Source organism: Curtobacterium sp. MCPF17_001, from assembly GCF_003234615.1.
Lineage (GTDB): Bacteria > Actinomycetota > Actinomycetes > Actinomycetales > Microbacteriaceae > Curtobacterium.
This window is the reverse complement of sequence record NZ_QKSL01000017.1, coordinates 1-18889: the sequence shown is the minus strand read 5'-3', so window position 1 is coordinate 18889 and position 18889 is coordinate 1. Positions and strand designations below refer to the sequence as shown.

General features: G+C 72.0%; 16 protein-coding genes and 1 tRNA gene. 9 read left to right on the top strand and 8 right to left on the bottom strand.

The annotated features are described in order from the left end of the window. Positions 1-46: 46 nt before the first annotated feature. Genes DEJ24_RS14160 through DEJ24_RS14140 form a run of 5 tightly spaced genes read right to left on the bottom strand, consistent with a single transcriptional unit; the run spans position 47 to position 5802 of the window. Entirely contained in the window at positions 47-1387 is a 1341-nt protein-coding gene (locus DEJ24_RS14160; protein ID WP_111079182.1) for a DUF58 domain-containing protein, read from the bottom strand. Then, positions 1387-2394 carry an AAA family ATPase gene (locus DEJ24_RS14155; protein WP_375334713.1) on the bottom strand — a complete coding sequence of 336 codons (1008 nt, stop codon included), beginning with the start codon at positions 2392-2394 and terminating at the stop codon, positions 1387-1389. The genes DEJ24_RS14160 and DEJ24_RS14155 overlap by 1 nt, the downstream gene beginning before the upstream one ends. Beyond that, complete coding sequence (locus DEJ24_RS17000) at positions 2391-3743, bottom strand: DUF4350 domain-containing protein (RefSeq protein WP_181436623.1); 1353 nt, start codon at positions 3741-3743, stop codon at positions 2391-2393. Before DEJ24_RS17000 ends, DEJ24_RS14155 begins: the two co-directional genes overlap by 4 nt. Beyond that, on the bottom strand, positions 3740-4381 hold the full coding sequence (locus DEJ24_RS16995; protein ID WP_111079181.1) for a DUF4129 domain-containing protein: 642 nt from the start codon (positions 4379-4381) through the stop codon (positions 3740-3742). Before DEJ24_RS16995 ends, DEJ24_RS17000 begins: the two co-directional genes overlap by 4 nt. Beyond that, complete coding sequence (locus DEJ24_RS14140) at positions 4378-5802, bottom strand: glycerophosphoryl diester phosphodiesterase membrane domain-containing protein (protein WP_146245990.1); 1425 nt, start codon at positions 5800-5802, stop codon at positions 4378-4380. Before DEJ24_RS14140 ends, DEJ24_RS16995 begins: the two co-directional genes overlap by 4 nt. Positions 5803-5947: 145 nt before the next feature. Here DEJ24_RS14140 and mtrA point away from each other — a divergent pair, with 145 nt between their 5' ends. From mtrA to secA, 6 genes are all read left to right on the top strand, one after another. Then, positions 5948-6625: an MtrAB system response regulator MtrA gene (mtrA, locus tag DEJ24_RS14135; RefSeq protein WP_110904734.1), complete on the top strand. Its 678-nt coding sequence runs from the start codon at positions 5948-5950 to the stop codon at positions 6623-6625. A 5-nt stretch (positions 6626-6630) separates the two neighbouring features. After that, positions 6631-8295: an MtrAB system histidine kinase MtrB gene (gene mtrB / locus DEJ24_RS14130; RefSeq protein ID WP_258374836.1), complete on the top strand. Its 1665-nt coding sequence runs from the start codon at positions 6631-6633 to the stop codon at positions 8293-8295. Then, entirely contained in the window at positions 8292-10004 is a 1713-nt protein-coding gene (locus tag DEJ24_RS14125) for a GerMN domain-containing protein (protein ID WP_111079178.1), read from the top strand. The genes mtrB and DEJ24_RS14125 overlap by 4 nt, the downstream gene beginning before the upstream one ends. Positions 10005-10103: 99 nt before the next feature. Beyond that, positions 10104-10943, top strand: coding sequence for a phosphoribosyltransferase family protein (locus DEJ24_RS14120; protein WP_146245989.1), 840 nt, complete (start codon positions 10104-10106; stop codon positions 10941-10943). A gap of 174 nt (positions 10944-11117) precedes the next feature. Next, complete coding sequence (gene hpf, locus DEJ24_RS14115) at positions 11118-11840, top strand: ribosome hibernation-promoting factor, HPF/YfiA family (protein WP_258366347.1); 723 nt, start codon at positions 11118-11120, stop codon at positions 11838-11840. Positions 11841-11990: 150 nt separating this feature from the next. Next, positions 11991-14774, top strand: a complete 2784-nt coding sequence (gene secA / locus DEJ24_RS14110) for a preprotein translocase subunit SecA (RefSeq protein ID WP_111079176.1) — start codon at positions 11991-11993, stop codon at positions 14772-14774. Between the two features lie 102 nt (positions 14775-14876). Here the strand turns inward: secA and DEJ24_RS14105 are convergent, their stop codons facing one another. After that, on the bottom strand, positions 14877-15377 hold the full coding sequence (locus DEJ24_RS14105; protein ID WP_146242665.1) for an Rv3235 family protein: 501 nt from the start codon (positions 15375-15377) through the stop codon (positions 14877-14879). Between the two features lie 120 nt (positions 15378-15497). Here DEJ24_RS14105 and DEJ24_RS14100 point away from each other — a divergent pair, with 120 nt between their 5' ends. Further along, on the top strand, positions 15498-17003 hold the full coding sequence (locus tag DEJ24_RS14100) for a sensor histidine kinase (protein ID WP_111045284.1): 1506 nt from the start codon (positions 15498-15500) through the stop codon (positions 17001-17003). 104 nt (positions 17004-17107) lie between these two features. Here the strand turns inward: DEJ24_RS14100 and DEJ24_RS14095 are convergent, their stop codons facing one another. After that, on the bottom strand, positions 17108-17356 hold the full coding sequence (locus DEJ24_RS14095) for a WhiB family transcriptional regulator (protein WP_022904217.1): 249 nt from the start codon (positions 17354-17356) through the stop codon (positions 17108-17110). Positions 17357-17621: 265 nt separating this feature from the next. Between DEJ24_RS14095 and DEJ24_RS14090 the strand changes: the two genes are divergently transcribed. Then, the gene (locus DEJ24_RS14090; RefSeq protein ID WP_111079174.1) at positions 17622-18041 is read left to right on the top strand and encodes a hypothetical protein; all 420 of its coding nucleotides are present in this window, start codon (positions 17622-17624) and stop codon (positions 18039-18041) included. Positions 18042-18084: 43 nt separating this feature from the next. Here DEJ24_RS14090 and bcp read toward each other — a convergent pair whose 3' ends face one another. Next, the gene (bcp, locus tag DEJ24_RS14085; RefSeq protein WP_111045286.1) at positions 18085-18555 is read right to left on the bottom strand and encodes a thioredoxin-dependent thiol peroxidase; all 471 of its coding nucleotides are present in this window, start codon (positions 18553-18555) and stop codon (positions 18085-18087) included. 112 nt (positions 18556-18667) lie between these two features. On the opposite strand from bcp, the gene DEJ24_RS14080 reads away from it, so the two are divergent. Then, positions 18668-18743: transfer RNA gene (locus DEJ24_RS14080), tRNA-Lys, on the top strand. The last annotated feature ends 146 nt before the right edge of the window (positions 18744-18889 follow it).

Here is an 18889-nt window from a genome sequence, read left to right as displayed (position 1 = left end):
CGGGGTGTCGCAGCGTCTCGGTGTGGCAGCGTCCCGGACGGGCCGGTCAGAGCCTCCCGGCCGTCTTCGCGCGCAGGTAGGCGTCGGCCGTCCGCGGCGGGACCTCCTCGGGCAGACCCCGGACCACCTCGGCGCCGGCACGGCGGGCGACGTCGGCGACCCCGTCGGCGTCGAGCAGCGACCGTTCCGCGGCGGCCCGCCGGTACACGTCCACGGACCCGTTCGCGGACCCGGCGCCGGACAGGAGGCCCGCCGCGCTGCCCCGGCTGCCGTCGGCGACCGCCATCCGCACCACCGCGGGGTCCTCGACGCTCGTCACGACGACCGCGTGCCGACGCGCGAGCGCGGGCAGGACCGTGAGGAGGTCACCGGAGGCACCCACGGAGTCGAGGCTGGTCGCGAGCACCACGAGCGCGCGCTGCGTGGTCACGGCGTCGACGATCCCGGGCACCGCGGCCCAGTCGGTCGGCCGGAGCTCGGGTTCGGCCAGGGCGAGGGCCTCGCCGAACCGCTGCACCACGTCCGAGCGAGTCGCGCTGAGCACTCGTCCGCGCACGGCGTCGTCGAGCACGACGAGGTCGACCCGGTCCCCGGCGGCCGCTGCGAGGGCGCCGACGAGCAGCGCAGTCTCGATCGCGGTGTCCAGGCGGGGCTCGTCGTCGACCCGCCCGGCACCGGCGCGTCCGGCGTCGACGACCACGACGACACGCCGGTCGCGCTCGGGTCGCCAGGTGCGGACGACCAGGTCCTGGCGGCGGGCGGTGGCACGCCAGTCGATCGACCGGACGTCGTCGCCGCGCACGTAGTCACGGAGCGAGTCGAACTCGGTGCCGTGTCCGCGGAGCTGCAGCGTGGTCTCGCCGTCGAGTTCGCGGAGTCGGGCGAGCCGGGACGGCAGGTGTCGGCGTGACCGGAACGGCGGGGTGACGACGAGTTCGGCCGGGGCGGGGACGACGCGTTGCCGGGCGACGAGGCCGAGCGGACCGGAGGCCCGGATCGCGATGCCGGTGGTGGTCCGCCGTCCGCGCCGGAACGGGGTGAAGCGCATCCGCGCGGTGCGTCGTTCACCGGCCGGCACCGTCAGTCGCACGCGTCGCGGCTCCTGGCCGGCGGAGGGCTCCCACATGTCCCGGACCAGGGCACGCAGGACCCGTCGGCCGTCGTTGGCGAGGACGAGCGTCCCGTCGGCTCCGGTGTCCCGACGGGCCAGCCGCGGCATCCGGCGTTCGACCCGGACCTGGCGCAGGTCCGCCGCGAGCAGCAGGTCGACGGCACTCGCGACGACCAGCAACCCGATCCACGCCGACGCACCCCACCCACTGCCGAGCAGCACCGTGGGGACGACGGCGACCGCCAGGAGCGCGACGAACCGGCCGGAGAGCGCCACTAGATCGGTACCCGGACCTGTTCGAGGACCTGCTGGAGCACCCCGTCCGCGCCGACGCCCTCGAGTTCGGCGTCGGCGGCGATCCGGAGGCGGTGTCGCCACACGGGCAGCAGCATCGCCTGGACGTGGTCGGGCGTGATGGCGTCGTAGCCGGTCAGCCAGGCCCACGCCTTCGCCGCGGCGAGCAGGGCCGTGGAACCGCGGGGGCTGACGCCGATGCGGACGGACGGCGCCTGGCGGGTGGCACGGGCCAGGTCCACGACGTACGCGAGCACGTCGTCGCGGGCGCCGACCGCCCGGACCGCGCGCTGTGCGGCCCGGACCTCGTCGACGCCGACCACGGGCACGATTCCCGCCGAGCGCACGTCGCGCGGCACGAACCCGTCGGCGTGCCGTCGGAGGACCTGCCACTCGACCTCGCGCGGCGGCAGGTCGAGCGTCAGCTTCATGAGGAACCGGTCGAGCTGCGCCTCGGGGAGCGTGTAGGTGCCCTCGAACTCGATGGGGTTCATCGTCGCCGCGACGAAGAACGGGTCGGGCAGCATCCGGGCGGCGCCGTCGACGCTGACCTGCCGTTCCTCCATCGCCTCGAGCAGCGCGGACTGCGTCTTCGGCGGCGTCCGGTTCACCTCGTCGGCGAGCAGCACGTTGGTGAACACCGGTCCTTCGCGGAACGGGAACGTGCCCGTCGAGGCGTCGTACACGAGCGAGCCGGTGACGTCCCCGGGCATCAGGTCGGGTGTGAACTGGATGCGCTTGGTGTCGAGTGACATCGCGGCGGCCAGGCTCCGGACGAGCAGGGTCTTCGCGACCCCCGGGACGCCCTCGAGCAGCACGTGGCCCTGGGCGAGCAGGCCGACGATCATGCCGGAGACGGCGCCCTCCTGTCCGACGACGGCCTTGCCGACCTCGGCGCGGACGCGGGCGACCGCCTCGCGGAGCGGATCGGTGCCAGGGGTCGGTCCGGCGGAGCGCCCGGAGGGCGTGGTGGTGGGCAGGTCGGTCACGATCGTCCTCCTGGTCGTGTGCGGGTGGTCGCCGTCGTCGGTCCGGCGGGCGACCCGGTCGGGCCGGTCGGTCGCGTCGGTCGCGTCGGCGGCTCGTCCGGGGCAGGTCGGGAGGCCCGTCCCACGTCCCCGGAGCGTGCGCGGTGGACCGCGTGCTCGAGTTCGTCCAGGGCAGCTGCTCCCTCGACGAGGGCCCGGTCGTCGCCGGTGGTCCCACCGACGAGCACGGCACCGACCTCGGCGGCGGAGCGTCCCGTCACCGCGGCGGCCCGCCGGACGACCTCGTCGACGTGCGCCGACCGGGGCAGTCCGAGGCTCCGTCCGATCCGCCGGAGTGCCGCGAGCCGGAGGGTGTCGAGCGCGTGGGTCCGGTCGCGGACGCGGGCGTAGAGCCGGGCGCGCCCCTCGGTGGTCTCGGCGGCACGCACCACGACGGGCAGGCGTTCGACGACCAGGGGGCCGAGTCGACGCCCGCGCCAGGACGCGGCGGCGACGGCGACCAGCCCGAGGACGGCGAGGGCAGTCGGCACCCAGGGCGGTGCGAGGTCGCCGAGGGACGGCGCGGCATCGGTGCCGTCCGGGGTGGGGACGTACCAGATCAGGCGGTCACCACTGCCGAGCAGCCCGAGTGCGAGGGCGGCGTTGCCCGCGCGGGTGACGGTGTCGTTGCGGAGGACACCGGTCGTGCCGAGCACCGTGACCCGGCCGTCCTCCGTGTCGGCGCGGAGGAGCCCCCAGCGGGTGTCGGCGCCGGAGCCGGACGGGGCGCAGCGCTGCACGTCGGCATCGTCCGTGTCGTAGGTCGCACCGACGACGGTGACGGAACCCGCGGCCCGCGCGGCCGGGATCGGGCAGGTCGTCGTCGCCGCCACGCGGGTCGACGAGGTGCTGCCGGCCGGACGTGCGTCGACGCCGAACGACTCGAGGACCCCGGGGTCGTCCGTCACGAGGACCACGTCGCCGACGGTCCGCGCGAGGCGCCGGGCGACACCGCGGTCGAGCACGCCGGCGGAGTCGTCCACCAGGACCGTGGCATCCGTCCCGACCTCGACGGCGTCCGCGTCGTGGACCACGTCGACCGTGGTGCCCTGCTGTCCGAGGACCTCGACCAACGCGCGCGAACCGCTCGCCGAGGTGGAGGTCGGGTCGAGCGGGACGTCCCGCTGGCGGCCGTCCCGGCCGACCGCGGCGGTCAGGGCAGCGAGCAGGAGGCCGACGACGACGACCACGACCCAGGTGACGATCCGGACGCCGCGGTCCGAGGGACCCGGCCCCCCGGACTCCGTGGCGGACGTGGTCGTGTCCCGACCCGACGGGCCCACCCGTGCCGACGTCGTCGCGGAGCTCATGCCGGGACCGCCGGCCGGTCCGCGGGGAGGGGCCGGGCCTGTCGGACGGCACGTTCGGTCTCGAGCACGCGACGTGCGGCGGACTCGTCGGCCTCGACCCCCAGGTAGCGGACGGCGTCGAACGCGTCGGAGGCACCGCGCAGCAGGTCAGCGAGCTGCGGGAAGGGCACCGTGGCGCGGTCGGCGATGGCCCGGGCGGTCGCTCCGGGCACCACGACGACCAGGTCCCGTTCGCCGAGACCGCGGGCGAGGGCGCGGTAGCCCTCGAGGACCGCGGTCGCCCAGTCGCCGGAGCGGAAGGCGTCGTCCGCGGCTGCGGACACGGCCCGCGCGGACCGGAGGTCGTCGTCGTCGAAGACACCGCCGAGGGCACCCGGACGGACACGCGCACGGCGGCGGGGGAGACCCCGGGTGACGACGACCCGGACGACCACGGCGACGAGCACGACGATCGCGATGACGAGCAGGGTGCGCCCGAAGCCGGTGGAGCCGACGCCGTCCGGGGCGAGCGAACCGAGCCAGTCGAGGAACGACCGCGAGGCCCGGTCCCACCAGGTCTCCTGTGCGCCCTGGTAGTCACGGTGGGCGAGCTCCCGCTCGAGCAGTCGGCGTGCCTCCTCGGGACCGGGGGTGCTCACCCGCGGCCGTCCTGCTGGTCGGGCTGGTCGTGCTGGTCGTGCTGATCCGGCCGCTCCGGGGCCCAGGGCTGTTGCGGCTGCCAGGGCTGTTGCGACTGCCAGGGCTGTTGCTGCGGCCAGGGCTGTTGCGGCTGCTGCTGCGGCCAGCCCTGTTGCTGCGGCTGCCACGGCTGTTGCGGCGCCCACGGCTGCTGCGGCGACCAGGGAGCGCCCGGCGTCCAGGACGGCCGCGCCACCGGTGCGTGCGGTGCGAACGGGTCCGCGGGGTGACCGGTGTCCACGTGGGAGGCGATGCGCTGGTCGAGCGCCTCGGTGCGGATGCGTCGGTCGATCGCCAGGAAGGTCACGATGGAGGCGCTCAGCACGTCCGTCACGCACTGCACCGCGATCACGAGCAGGCTGCCGACGACCAGGGCCACGACGCCGCCGACCGAGGGTGCCGCACCGGTCGCCGCGGTCTGTCCGAGCGGGTCGAACACACCGGAGAACAGGGTGAGTCCGATGGTGAGCGGGATGCTGGCGATGCTCGCAGCGACGCCGAGCACGACCTGCACGAGCAGCAGGATGCCGAACGTGCGCCAGAACGCGCCGCGGGTGAGGCGCCACGACTGCCCTGCCGCCGAGAAGACGCTGCGACCCTCGAGTGCGATCGTCGGCACCGTGAAGGCGAAGCGGGTGACCAGGAAGGCGATGAGCACCAGGAAGCCGAGGACCATCAGGAAGACCGCCAGCACGAACCAGCCCGCCGAGCTGTCCCCGGCGGCCAGGGCGGCGACGAACGCGATCACGACGACGACGAAGACGACGGCGACCACGAACCCGGCGGCGAGCTGCAGCAGGATCCACCCGATGACCGACCCGCGACGACCGGCGAGCAGGGACCACAGCCCGCGGAACGTCCCGCGGCGTCCGAGCACCCGCTGCCCGGTGTCGACCGCGACCGGGGCGACGAGGAACCCGCGTGCCAGGTAACTGAGGAACGGCAGGCCGATCGCCAGCACCGCGTACAGGGTCACGGTCCCGGCGATGATGCTGTCCGCGTCCCCCCGACCGCCGCCGTCGACCGCGGACAGGACACGGCTCTGCAGGACCCGCTGGCCGACCGCCGACCCGAGGGTGGCCAGGAGCCCGAGGACCCCGGAGAGCAGGACGGCCCAGAGCAGCAGCACGCGCGCGTTGCGCCGGAAGACCGTGAAGGCGCCGGCCAGCACGTCGCCCAGACCGAGCGGCCGCAGCGGGATCACCGGACGGGACGCGGGCGGCAGTGGAGCCGGCCCGCCGGTGCGCGGAGCGGATGTGCCGGGGGCGGGCGTGCCTCCCGGCTGGCCGGAACCCACCCACTGCGTCGGCTGCTGCTGCGGGCCGTTCGACCCGTGCTGCGGCTGGTCCGTCCCCGGGACCTGCCATCCGTCGTCGACCATCGACCCGCCCCCTCGCCTGGCCGCTGCCGGAACGCGCGACCGTGTCCATCCTGTCGGAAAACCTGCGGTGACGGGGCCTCGGCTATCGTGAGCGGAGAGTACCCGTCCCTGGGTGCCCCACCCTGCCCTCCGGAGTCCGCATCCCATGACACCGCGCATCCTCGTCGTCGACGACGACCAGGCCCTCGCCGAGATGATCGGCATCGTCCTCCGTTCGGAGGGCTACGAGCCCGACTTCAGCGCGGACGGCAACGACGCGGTCGAGGCCTTCCACGCCACGAAGCCGGACCTCGTGCTGCTCGACGTCATGCTTCCGGGCATCGACGGCATCGAGGTGTGCCGTCGCATCCGGGCCGAGAGCGGCACGCCGATCATCATGCTCACCGCCAAGGGCGACACCGCGGACGTCGTCGCGGGACTCGAGAACGGCGCCGACGACTACGTCGTCAAGCCCTTCAACCCGAAGGAGCTCGTCGCCCGGATCCGGACCCGCCTGCGGCCGACCGCCACCGACGCGACCGTCCTGCACGTCGGCGACCTGGTCGTCGACGTCCCCGGACACGAGGTCCGCCGCGGTGACGCGGCCATCGCCCTCACGCCGCTCGAGTTCGACCTGCTCCGTGCGCTCGCCGAGAAGCCCAGCCAGGTGTTCACCCGCGAGATGCTCCTCGAACAGGTCTGGGGCTACCACTACAAGGCGGACACCCGCCTGGTGAACGTGCACGTGCAGCGCCTCCGCGCCAAGATCGAGCACGACCCGGACAACCCCCGCATCGTGACCACCGTCCGCGGGGTCGGGTACCGGGCCGGCGCGCAGAGCTGACGGGCGTGACGTCCTCGTCGGCCCCGGCGCCGTTCCGCCGGGTGCGCCGGCGGGTCCGCACCTGGCTCCGCCGGATCTGGCGCGGGATCGCGTACCTCTGGCGTCGTTCGCTGATGGTCCGCTCGGCCGCGATCACGGTGGCGACCACGGGACTCGCCGTCGCCGTGATCGGCACCGCCGTCATGGTGAGCATCTCGAACAACGTGTACGCGCAGCGCCGCGACCAGATCGAGGCCGAGTCGGCCCGGGCGACCATCGTGGCGCAGAACATCTTCGACGCCGCCACCGCGGCCGAGGACAACAACCAGACCGAACTGGAGTCGCTGCAGAGCGAGGCGCAGAACGCGATCCTCTCGAACACCACCAGTCCGGGCGGGACGAGCATCGCGATCGAGCGCACACCCGGAGCCCGGACACCGCAGATCCTGCAGAACGTCGCCAGCACCGGGTTCCCGGACTCCGTGATCACGGACGACCTGCGGAAACGGGTGGCCGCCGACACCGGGGAGCTCAGTCTGCAACCCGTCCGGCTGGAGGGGCCGGACGGCCGCGGACCGGGGCTCGCCGTCGGGTCCACACTGCAGATCCCGAGCGCCGGCCAGTACGAGCTGTACATCGTGTACGACCTGTCCGATGCGCAGCAGACGCTGGACTTCGTGTCCCAGACCCTCTCGATCGGCGGTGTCGCCCTCATCGTGCTCATCGCGCTGGTCACCTCGCTCGTGGTGCGCCTGGTCGTCGTCCCCATCCGCGGCGCTGCCGAGACCAGCCGCAAGATCGCCGCCGGCCGTCTCGATGAACGCATCCCGGTCCGGGGCGAGGACGACATCGCCACCCTCGCCCGGAGCTTCAACGACATGGCGGACGCCGTCAGCCGCCAGATCACCCAGCTGGCCGAGCTCTCGCGCGTCCAGCAGCGGTTCGTGTCCGACGTCTCCCACGAGCTCCGGACGCCCCTCACCACGATCCGCCTCGCCGGGGACCTGCTCTTCGACGCCCGGCACGCCTTCGAACCCTCCGTCGCCCGGTCCGCGGAACTGCTGCACGCCCAGGTCGACCGGTTCGAGCTGCTGCTCGCGGACCTGCTCGAGATCTCCCGGTACGACGCCCAGGCCGTCGAACTCGAGACCGAACCCGTCGTCCCCGCGGCGCTCGCGGCCGACATCGTCGAGGAGTTCCGCCCCCTGGCCGACCGCGCCGGCATCGAGCTGCGCCTGGCCACCCCGGGCGGACACACCACCATGCAGCTCGACGCCCGCCGGATCCGCCGGGTGCTCCGGAACCTCGTCGGCAACGCCATCGAGCACGGTGACGGCCGACCCGTCGACGTCGTGGTCGACAGCGACTCCCGCTCCGTCGCCATCGCGGTGCGCGACCGTGGCGTCGGGATGCCGGCCGAGGACACCGCCCGGGTGTTCGACCGCTTCTGGCGTGCCGACCCCAGCCGCAAGCGCACCATCGGCGGCACCGGACTCGGGCTCGCCATCAGCCTCGGCGACGCCCAGCTGCACGGCGGCCGAATCGACGTGTGGTCACGACCGGGCGAGGGTTCCGCGTTCGTGCTCACCCTGCCGCGTCGGAGCAGCGAGACCCCGCAGACGTCGGCGATCCCGCTGCCCGCGCTCGACGAGTCCTACGCGGGACCGACCGGAACGGAGGACCCGGCATGACCCGGACGGACCGACCGACCCACCGTGCGCGCCTCCGGCTGGTGCTCACCGCCGCGCTCGCCGCCGTGACGCTGCTCGGCGCCACCGCCTGCGCGGCGATCCCCACCGGTGGTCCCGTGCGCTCCGGGCAGTCGATCACCGACGAGTCGCCCACCGGCGGTGTGGACTACCGTCCGACCGGCCCCGAGGACGGGGCGAACCAGACCGACCTGCTGACGCAGTTCATCGACGCCGCCACCGGTGCGCAGAACGACTACGCCGTCGCCCGCGAGTTCCTCAGCAGCGGCTTCTCGCAGAAGTGGAACCCGCGGCAGGGCGTCACCATCCGGCAGGGCGACGGTCAGGTCGAACGCGTCGGCGACCAGGAACTCACCTACACGCTCACCGCGAGTGCCTCGGTGGACGCCGACGGCGAGTACACCCAGGCGGTCCGCCCGACGTCCTCGACGCTGACGTTCCAGTTCGTCCGCGAGGACGGCCAGTGGCGCATCGCCTACGCCCCCGACGGCATCATCCTGTCGCCCGTCAACTTCACCTCGGTGTTCCAGCCGCACGCGCTGTACTTCTACGACCCCACCTACCGGTTCCTCGTCCCGGACGAGCGCTGGTTCCTGGCCCGCTCCTCCACCAGCACACGCATCGTGAGCGCCCTGCTCGCCGGGCCCGCAGAGTGGCTCGAGGGCTCGGTCGTCTCGTCGTTCCCCGAGGGGACCCAGCTCTCCCTGAACGCCGTCACGATCGAGAGCGGCAGCGCGCAGGTCGACCTGTCGAGCGAGGCGCTCCGGGCGAACACGGTCGAGAAGGTCCGGATGCGCGAACAGCTCACCGACTCGCTCTCCTCGGTCGCCACGATCTCCTCGGTCGACCTCACCGTCGAGGGCGTCGCCCTGCCCCTGCCCGACTCCAGCGGCACGAGTGCCCAGCGGAACCCCGACGTCGACGCCCGACCCCTCGTCGTCCAGGACCGCGTCGCGGGGTACGCCACACCGGGCACCGGGGACGTCACCGCGCTCGGCGGCGGACTGAGCGACCGGATCGCCGGCCTCGACCCGAACTCGCTCGCCCTCTCCGCATCCGGCACGGCCGCAGCCGTCGGCAACGACGACGGTGTGTTCGTGGTCCGGTCCGGCAAGGACCCGCTGCGCATCGACACCCGCGAGGACCTCGTGCCACCGAGCATCGACGACCAGGGCTTCGTCTGGGTCGCGCAGCAGTCGGACACCCGGTCGATCACGGCGTACGGGCTGGGCGGCGACCCGCACACCGTCACCTCGACCCTCCCCGAGGGCCGGCTGGTGTCGTTCCAGGTGTCCCGGGACTCGACCCGGGCCCTGGCACTCCTCGACACCGACGACGGTGCCGCGCTCTACGTCGTCGCGATCACGCGCGGCTCCGACCGTGCGCCGACCTCGCTCGGCCCGCCCGTCCGCGTGCAGGCCGCCGACGGTGACCCCGTCGGAGCCGCCTGGGTCGACGAGCTCGATGTCGCCTCGGTCGGACGCACGACGGCCGGCTCGAGCATCGTCCGCACCACCGTCGGCGGGCAGTGGGACACCCTCGCGAAGCCGGACGGCCGCGCGACGGCGATCGCCGGGGGGAGCGGCAGTGCGCTGTTGCTCCGGATGTCCGACGGGTCGGTGCTGCAGTCGACCGGCGCCGGGTGGGACACCACCGGCGTCGAGGCGTCGGTGCTCGGCGTGCAGCGCTGACCGGGGGCTCTCCCTCCACATCCGGGCCGGACGGGAGGCCCATCCACAGTCCGCCCCGTCGGCCCACCCCCGACGGTCCCCACCCGGGACCATCGGGTCATGCCAACGCCCCAGACCCAGTCGGTCGTCCTCCCGTCCGCGGTCCCGCTCGCCGACACCGCACCTGCCGCGACTCCACGCCCCGCGACTCCACGTGCCGCGGCTGCGCGTGCTGCAACTCCAGCGGGCGGCCGTGATCGTCCCTGGGCCGACGCCGCTGCTGCGGTCCTCGCGCTCGTGCTGCCCGTCGCCTGCGTCGGCTGCGGCGCACCGGACCGTGCGCTGTGCCGCGCCTGCCGGTCCGTCCTCGACGCCCTGCCCGGTCGCACCCGACTCGTCGCCGGCGTCCGGCTCGACGCCGCCCACGAGTACGACGGCCTCGTCCGGACCCTGGTGCTCGAGTGGAAGCTGCGCGGGCGCGTGGACGTCGTCAGTGGGCTCACCCGGCGCACCGCGGACCTCGTCCGGGCGGCGCTCGCGGCGGCCCCGGTCGGCGCACTGGTGCTCCGCGTGCCGCCGTCATCGCGGGGACACCGGCGGCGCGGGTTCGACCCTGTCGTGACGGTCCTCCGTCGAGCGGGCGTCCGACGTGCACGGGCCCTGCGGCGGGTCCCGGTACCGCAGGCTGGCCCCGGTTCCGACTCCGGCCCCGGTCCGGACGCCGGCCGCGGGTCGGCGGGCGTCCGGACGGACGGCCGCGGGCAGAAGGAGCGCACCGCCGTCGAGCGGGTCGCGGCCACCGTCGGGTCCCTCGTCGCCGATGGTGTGGCTGACCGCGACGTCGTGCTCGTGGACGACGTCGTCACCACCGGCGTCACGATGGCCGAGGCGGTCCGCGCCGTCCGCGGTGCCGGTGGCCGGGTCGTCCGGTGCGTGGCCGTCGCCACCGTGGAGGTCTGAACCGTGCGCGGCGGGCGCGGCAGGGCGGACATGGACATCGGCTGGGCATCAGGTGGAGGTCTCCGGCACGCGGGCCAGCTCGGGCACGGGCGGAGCCAGCAGGGTCTAGCCTCGCGGCAAGGCGTTGGTGTTCGCCGGACGGAGGCGAACCGCCGAGTGTGGATGGGAGCCGCCATGGACGTGACGATCACGGGCCGCAACGTCGGGGTCACCGACCGATTCCGGGCCTACGTGGAGCAGAAGTCCGAGAAGATCGACGTGCTCGCCGACCGGGCCCTCGCCTTCGAGGTGCGGGTGAGCCGGCACCACGAGAAGAGCAGCGGAGCGCAGGGCGAGGACCGCGTCGAACTGACCCTCATCGGACCCGGGCCGCTCGTCCGGGCCGAATCGGCCGCGTCGGACAAGTACGCGGCCTTCGACCTGGCGTTCGCGCGCATCGCCGAGCGCCTGCGCCGAGCACGCGACCGCAAGAAGGTGCACCGGGGCCGTCACCGTCCGACGTCCGTGGCCGAGGCCTCGGGCGCCGCGTTCGAGGGCATGGGTGTGGAGCCCGCCGACGGCAAGCTCATCGAGGAGGTCGCCACCGGTGCCGTCCCCGTGGTCGACGCCGACCAGGGAGCCGGCCGTGAAGAAGAGGACGCCGCGTACTCGCCGGTCGTCATCCGGCAGAAGGTCTTCGAAGCCGCACCGATGACGGTCGACGACGCGCTGTACCACATGGAGCTCGTCGGACACGACTTCTACCTGTTCGTCGACTCCGAGACCCACCGGCCGAGCGTCGTGTACCGCCGGAAGGGCTGGGACTACGGCGTCATCGGCATCGACGAGAACCCGGGCGCCGACGCCCGGGGGAGCGAGCACGTCCTCGTCGAGGAGTCCGCGCCCGCGACCGCGTAGTCGACGCGACGCACCACCTCCGAGTGCGCACGGTCCCGTCCGGGGTCGTGCGCACTCGTGCTGCTCCCAGCGCCGGACCCCGGCGGGTTGCTAGCATGACTGGCTGATCGGGCGCGTCGACCGCGCACGACGACTTCGTAAGGAGCTCACGTGGCAAACGTGCTGGAGAAGGTCCTCCGCATCGGTGAAGGGCGGACCCTCCGTCGGCTGAAGGCGTACGCCTCGGCGATCAACGACCTCGAGGACGACTTCGCGAGCCTCACCGACGAGGAACTCCACGAGGAGACGACGGAGCTCCGCGAGCGGTACGCCAACGGCGAGACGCTCGACGACCTCCTGCCGGAGGCGTTCGCCGCCGTCCGCGAGGCATCGAAGCGCACCCTCGGCATGCGGCACTTCGACGTGCAGCTCATGGGCGGCGCGGCCCTGCACCTCGGCAACATCGCCGAGATGAAGACCGGTGAGGGCAAGACCCTGGTCGCGACGACCGCCGCCTACCTGAACGCGATCCCGTCGCGCGGTGTGCACGTGATCACGGTCAACGACTTCCTCGCGTCGTACCAGTCCGAGCTCATGGGTCGTGTGTTCCGCGCCCTCGGCATGACGACCGGCTGCATCATCGCCGGGCAGTCCCCGGTCGAGCGTCGCGAGCAGTACGCCGCGGACATCACGTACGGCACGAACAACGAGTTCGGCTTCGACTACCTCCGCGACAACATGGCGTGGCAGGCGTCGGACATGGTCCAGCGCGGCCACTTCTTCGCCGTGGTGGACGAGGTCGACTCGATCCTCATCGACGAGGCCCGCACGCCGCTCATCATCTCCGGCCCGTCCTCGGGTGAGGCGAACCGGTGGTTCACCGAGTTCGCGTCCATCGCCACCCGCCTCACCCCGGGCGAGGACTACGAGGTCGACGAGAAGAAGCGCACCGTCGGTGTCCTCGAACCCGGCATCGAGAAGGTCGAGGACTACCTCGGCATCGACAACCTGTACGAGTCGGCGAACACCCCGCTGATCTCCTTCCTCAACAACTCGATCAAGGCCGCGGCCCTGTTCAAGCGCGACAAGGACTACGTCGTGATGAACGGCGAGGTGCTCATCGTCGACGAGCACACCGGCCGCATCCTGATGGGGCGTCGCTACAACGAGGGCATCCACCAGGCGATCGAGGCGAAGGAGGGCGTCGAGGTCAAGGCCGAGAACCAGACCCTCGCCACCATCACGCTGCAGAACTACTTCCGTCTGTACCAGAAGCTCTCGGGCATGACCGGTACCGCGGAGACCGAAGCGGCCGAGTTCATGTCGACCTACAAGCTCGGCGTGGTCCCGATCCCGACGAACCGGCCGATGCAGCGCATCGACCAGACCGACCTCGTCTACAAGAACGAGCAGGCCAAGTTCGAGCAGGTCGCGAACGACATCGAAGAGCGCCACCACAAGGGCCAGCCGGTCCTCGTCGGCACCACGAGCGTCGAGAAGTCTGAGTACCTGTCGAAGCTGCTCGCCAAGAAGGGCGTCAAGCACGAGGTCCTCAACGCGAAGAACCACGCCCGTGAAGCCGCGATCGTCGCCCAGGCCGGTCGTGCCGGCGCCGTGACGGTCGCCACGAACATGGCCGGCCGTGGTACCGACATCATGCTCGGCGGCAACGCGGAGTTCCTGGCCGTGCAGGAGATGCACGCCAAGGGTCTGTCCCCGACCGAGACCCCGGACGAGTACGAAGCCGAGTGGGACACCGTCTTCACCGCGATGAAGGCCTCGGTCGAGCAGGAGAGCGAGAAGGTCCGCGATGCCGGCGGGCTCTACGTCCTCGGCACCGAGCGTCACGAGTCCCGCCGGATCGACAACCAGCTGCGTGGTCGTTCCGGTCGTCAGGGTGACCCGGGCGAGAGCCGGTTCTACCTGTCGCTCACCGACGACCTCATGCGCCTGTTCAACTCCGGTGCTGCCGAGAGCCTGATGGGCCGCGGCAACGTCCCGGATGACCTGGCCATCGAGAACAAGCTGGTCGGTCGCGCGATCCGTTCCGCCCAGTCGCAGGTCGAGGGCCGCAACGCCGAGATCCGCAAGAACGTCCTGAAGTACGACGACGTCCTCAACCGGCAGCGTGAAGCGATCTACAGCGACCGCCGACACATCCTCGAGGGTGACGACCTGCACGAGCGCGCGCAGTCGTTCCTCAAGAGCGTCATCGACGACGTCATCGACACCCACACCGGCGAGGGCTCCCCGGACGACTGGGACCTCGACGCCATGTGGACCGAGCTCGGCACGCTGTTCCCGATCTCGATCACCATCGACGAGGTCATCACCGAGGCCGGCTCGAAGGGCAAGGCCACGCGAGAGTTCCTGGCCCGCGAGATCCTCTCCGATGCGCAGCTCGCGTACAAGAACCGCGAAGAGGCCCTCGGGGACGAGGCGATGCGTGAACTCGAGCGTCGTGTCGTCCTCTCGGTGATCGACCGCCGTTGGCGGGACCACCTCTACGAGATGGACTACCTCAAGGATGGCATCGGCCTCCGCGCGATGGCGCAGCGCGACCCGCTGGTCGAGTACCAGCGCGAGGGCTACGCGCTGTTCCAGACGATGATGGGGCAGATCCGCGAAGAGTCGGTCGGCTTCCTCTTCAACCTCGAGGTCCAGGTGCAGTCGGACGGCGACAGCGCGGTCATCGAGGCCAAGGGCCTCGGTGAGGAAGGCGAGAACGCCGGACTCGAGTACTCCGCACCGTCGATCGACGGCGAGGTCGAGGTCCGCGACGAGGCCGGGCGCCTCGAGCAGGCCGCGACCGCTCGGGCGCAGCGCGCGCAGGCCGAGCAGGAGGAAGCCGCTGGACCGGAGAAGGGCTCGGCCTTCGGCTCGGCGGCGACCGCCTCCGGCCAGGCGGACGCGAGCAACCGCGCCGAGCGTCGGGCGGCAGCCAAGAAGGGCTGACGCTCCGCGTCGTCGTGACGGGAGGCCCGGTACCAGCTGGTACCGGGCCTCCCGTCCGTCGCCGTCGTCCGCCGTCGCGCAGTCGGTCGGCGACGATGGTCGTCAGAGCACGCCGATCGCGGTGGCCCGCCACCGCCCCCTGCGTTCCTCGAGCCGGATGGCGACCGCGCGGGCGTGACTGCGGGTGTGCACGACGACGGCGGCCTCGGCGACACCGTCCCGCGGCACGCTGACGACGACGCTGCCGACGCGGATCACCGGACGGTGCCGACGGCGGCGTGCTGCCGAGCGAGCCCGAGCAGCGACCGCAGCGCGGTGCTGGAGATGTCGTTGGACCTCCTCGGTGATCCACCGCGAGATCGTCTCGACCTCGCGCGCCCCGGTCAGGATCTCCGCCACGCAGAGCGCGAGCGATCGTGCCGTCTCCCCGGGGTCGGGCAGTTCCGGTGGCATCGTCCGCGGTGGCCCGTTCTCGTGCCGTCCACGGTGTCGCTCGTGCTCGGCGCGGTCGTCGTGCCGGCGTCCCAGCCCCCCGTCTGCGCCGTGCCCGTCCGGCTCGTCCTCGATCCGTCGTGCGTTCTCCGCCACCCCGGCCCCTTTCATCAGGCCGAGCGTATGGTTCGTGGAACATCACATACGGCCGAATGCCGTGGTCTGTGGAGAGCGCGTCCTTCTCCACAGCGGCGAGCCGAGGGTGCTCGGGGCCGCACCTAGACTGATCGGGTGTCGACCCTCAGTGACCTCGTCCTCGCGCAAGGCCGTTCCTCCGAAGCCGACGTCGAGTGGCTGCACCTGCTCGTCGGCGACTGGCAGCTGCTCGCCGACCTGTCCTTCGCGGACATGGTGCTGTGGGTGCCGACCAAGGACGACTCGACCTTCGTGGCCGTGGCGCACGCCCGCCCGTCCTCGGCGGCGACGCTGTTCTACCGCGACATCGTCGGTCAGGAGATCCGCGAAGAGTGGCGCGATCAGGTGACGCAGAGCTTCACGGGGAGTCGTGTGGTCGACTCCGCCGAGCCCGACTGGTACGAGGACACCCCGACCCGTGTCCGCGCGATCCCGGTGCTCCGGCGCCTGACCGCGAAGAGCGCGCAGACCACCGACCGCCCGATCGCGGTCGTCACGCGGCACTCGAACCAGGACGAGTCCCGGACGCCGAGCCGCCAGGAGCTCAACTTCACCGCGAGCGCGAACGACCTGTTCGGCATGATCGCCACCGGCGACTTCCCCGACCTCGGTGCCCCGGCCGGTCCGCGCCGTGGTGCGCCGCGAGCGAGTGACGGCCTGCTCCGCCTGGACACCGACGGCGTCGTGACGTTCGCCAGCCCGAACGGCCTGAGCGCGTTCAACCGGATGGGCTTCGACGGCGAACTCGAGCGCAAGTCCCTGGCCGAGGTCACGACCGAGCTCCTCGGCGCGCAGCTCGACGTCGACGAGTCCCTGCCGCTCGTCGTGACCGGCCGGGCCCCGTGGCGGGCCGACATCGAGGCGAAGGGCGTGACCGTGACGCTCCGCTCGATCCCGCTCCGCGACCACGGTGAGCGGATCGGGGCCGTCGTGCTCTGCCGAGACGTGACCGAGATGCGCCACCAGGAGCGTGAGCTCATCACGAAGGACGCGACGATCCGGGAGATCCACCACCGCGTCAAGAACAACCTGCAGACCGTCGCGTCGTTGCTCCGCATCCAGGCGCGGCGCACCCACTCCGACGAGGCGCGGACGTCGCTGCAGAACGCGATGCGCCGCGTCGCCGCGATCGCCGTCGTGCACGACACCCTGTCGACCGGACTCAGCCAGACCGTCGACTTCGACGAGGTGTTCGACTCCGTCCTCAAGCTCGTCACCGAGGTCGCCGCCTCACACAACACGACCGTGCACCCGAAGAAGACGGGGGAGTTCGGCGTCCTCCCGTCCGAGGCGGCCACCCCGCTCGCGCTCGGGCTGACCGAACTCGTCACGAACGCGGTCGAGCACGGGCTCGACGGCCGCGACGGCGAGGTCGAGATCGTCGCGAACCGCTCGGACGACCACCTCGAGATCCAGGTGCGCGACAACGGCGTGGGCCTGCCCGAGGGCAAGGTCGGCTCGGGGCTCGGCACCCAGATCGTCCGCACGCTCATCCAGGGCGAGCTCGGCGGCACGATCGACTGGCACACGCTGACCGGCAGCGGCACCGAGGTCACCATCTCGATCCCGTTCCGCTGGCTCACCGCGGGCACCGCCGCCTGATCCCGACGTACGCCGGTGTCCGGCTGACGCGGCACCGCACACGACGACGCCCGCCGGCCCCGAGGGGCACGGCGGGCGTCGAACGGTCTGTCGGTCCTGCTGCGTCAGGAGGCTCGGCGGGCGCGGGCGGCGCGGCGCTTGAGCGCGCGACGCTCGTCCTCGCTGAGGCCACCCCAGACACCGGAGTCCTGGTTGTTCTCGAGTGCGTACTGCAGGCACATCTCGGTCACGGTGCAGCGAGCACACACCGACTTGGCCTTCTCGATCTGGTCGACGGCTGGGCCGGTGTTCCCGACGGGGAAGAAGAGCTCGGGGTCCGCGGTGAGGCAGGCTGCCTGGTCACGCCAATCCATGTGGTGGTGCTCCTTGCGTTAGATGCTCGAACGGCAGGCCGGGGCCGTGACTCGGGGGATCGGGACTCTGCACATGCTCATGTGACGTACGGGAGGCTTCCTGTGGGGAGGAGCCCGCTCGGGGAGAGTTCGACGCCCGCAGAACGCTCGGGGGAGGAGCGTCGAACCACGGGAGACGCACACCACATCGTGCCGTCCAAACGACCTCGAACATCGTTCCATACTGGTATGGCCAAATCAAGGGTTTCACTGCTGGAGGATCGCTGTGCCTGACACCACCCCCGACGACCAGGTCGTCCCCCGAGGGCGGCCCGCTGCGCTCCGCGTGCTCATCGTCGTCGTCGGGCTCGAGTTCCTGGCGATGGCAGCCGTGACCGTCTTCCTGCTCGTCGAGCTGCTCACGACGCCCGCGACGAGCATCGCGTCGGCGGTCGCGCTCCTCGTGCTCGCGGTCCTGGCGACCGTGTGGCTCGGTGCCATGCTCGTCGGACTGCGGAGCGGACGGGCCTGGGTCCGGAGCGGGATCATCGTCTGGCAGGTCCTGCAGGGTGCACTCGCCATCGGTGCGTTCCAGGGCGTCTTCCGCGTGCCCGCGGTGGGCTGGGCGCTGCTCATCCCTGCGTTGCTCGCGATCACCCTGGTGCTGTCGAAGTCCGTGACCGCGGTCCTCGCACGGCGCGACTGAGGGCAGACCCCCGGCGCCGCCCGAGGACCGGGGTCGGACGCGGTCAGACCAGCCCGAGCTTCTTCCGCAGGCTCGCGACGTGGCCGGTCGCCTTCACGTTGTAGAGCGGCAGCTGGACCGAGCCGTCCTCGTCGACGACGATCGTCGAACGGATGGTGCCGGTGACGATCTTCCCGTAGTTGTTCTTCTCGCCCCAGGCCCCGTAGGCCCGGTGGACGGCGAGGTCCGGGTCGCTGAGCAGCGGGAAGCTCAGCGCCTGCTCGTGGTGGAAGCGCTGCAGGGCGGGCAGCTCGTCCTTCGAGACGCCGAGGACCTCGTACCCGGCGGCCTGCAGGGACGACATGTTGTCCCGGAAGTCACAGGCCTCGGTCGTGCAACCGGGGGTGGAGGCGGCCGGGTAGAAGTAGACGATGACCTTGCGTCCGCGCAGGTCGGCGAGGGCGTGCTCGGTGCCGTCCTGGTCGGGGAGGGTGAAGTCGGGGGCGGTGTCGCCGGCGGCGAGACGGTCGCTCAAGTGGGGCTCCTGTTCGTTCGGCGCCCCGAGTGGTCAAGGGCACGCACAAGTCATGCTATTGTTGATTCCCGTCGCGGGGCGCACGCCGAAGCGGCAGGACAACTCCACACACGCACCTCTAGCTCAATTGGCAGAGCAACTGACTCTTAATCAGTGGGTTCTCGGTTCAAGTCCGAGGGGGTGCACCACACGAAGACCCCGACCGATCCGGTCGGGGTCTTCTGCGTTCGCGGACGACACTCCCGGCGCTGACCGCCCGCGCAGCGACACGCCCGACCACCGGATCGGGCCGACCCCGACCCCGACCCCGATCCCGACCCCGATCCCGATCCCG

Coding starts and splice junctions, on each gene's coding strand:
- DEJ24_RS17000 (WP_181436623.1), bottom strand. CDS start 3,743: ATGAGCTCCGCGACGACGTCGGCACGGGTGGGCCCGTCGGGTCGGGAC.
- DEJ24_RS14140 (WP_146245990.1), bottom strand. CDS start 5,802: ATGGTCGACGACGGATGGCAGGTCCCGGGGACGGACCAGCCGCAGCAC.
- mtrA (WP_110904734.1), top strand. CDS start 5,948: ATGACACCGCGCATCCTCGTCGTCGACGACGACCAGGCCCTCGCCGAG.
- DEJ24_RS14125 (WP_111079178.1), top strand. CDS start 8,292: ATGACCCGGACGGACCGACCGACCCACCGTGCGCGCCTCCGGCTGGTG.
- DEJ24_RS14120 (WP_146245989.1), top strand. CDS start 10,104: ATGCCAACGCCCCAGACCCAGTCGGTCGTCCTCCCGTCCGCGGTCCCG.
- hpf (WP_258366347.1), top strand. CDS start 11,118: ATGGACGTGACGATCACGGGCCGCAACGTCGGGGTCACCGACCGATTC.
- DEJ24_RS14105 (WP_146242665.1), bottom strand. CDS start 15,377: ATGAAAGGGGCCGGGGTGGCGGAGAACGCACGACGGATCGAGGACGAG.
- DEJ24_RS14095 (WP_022904217.1), bottom strand. CDS start 17,356: ATGGATTGGCGTGACCAGGCAGCCTGCCTCACCGCGGACCCCGAGCTC.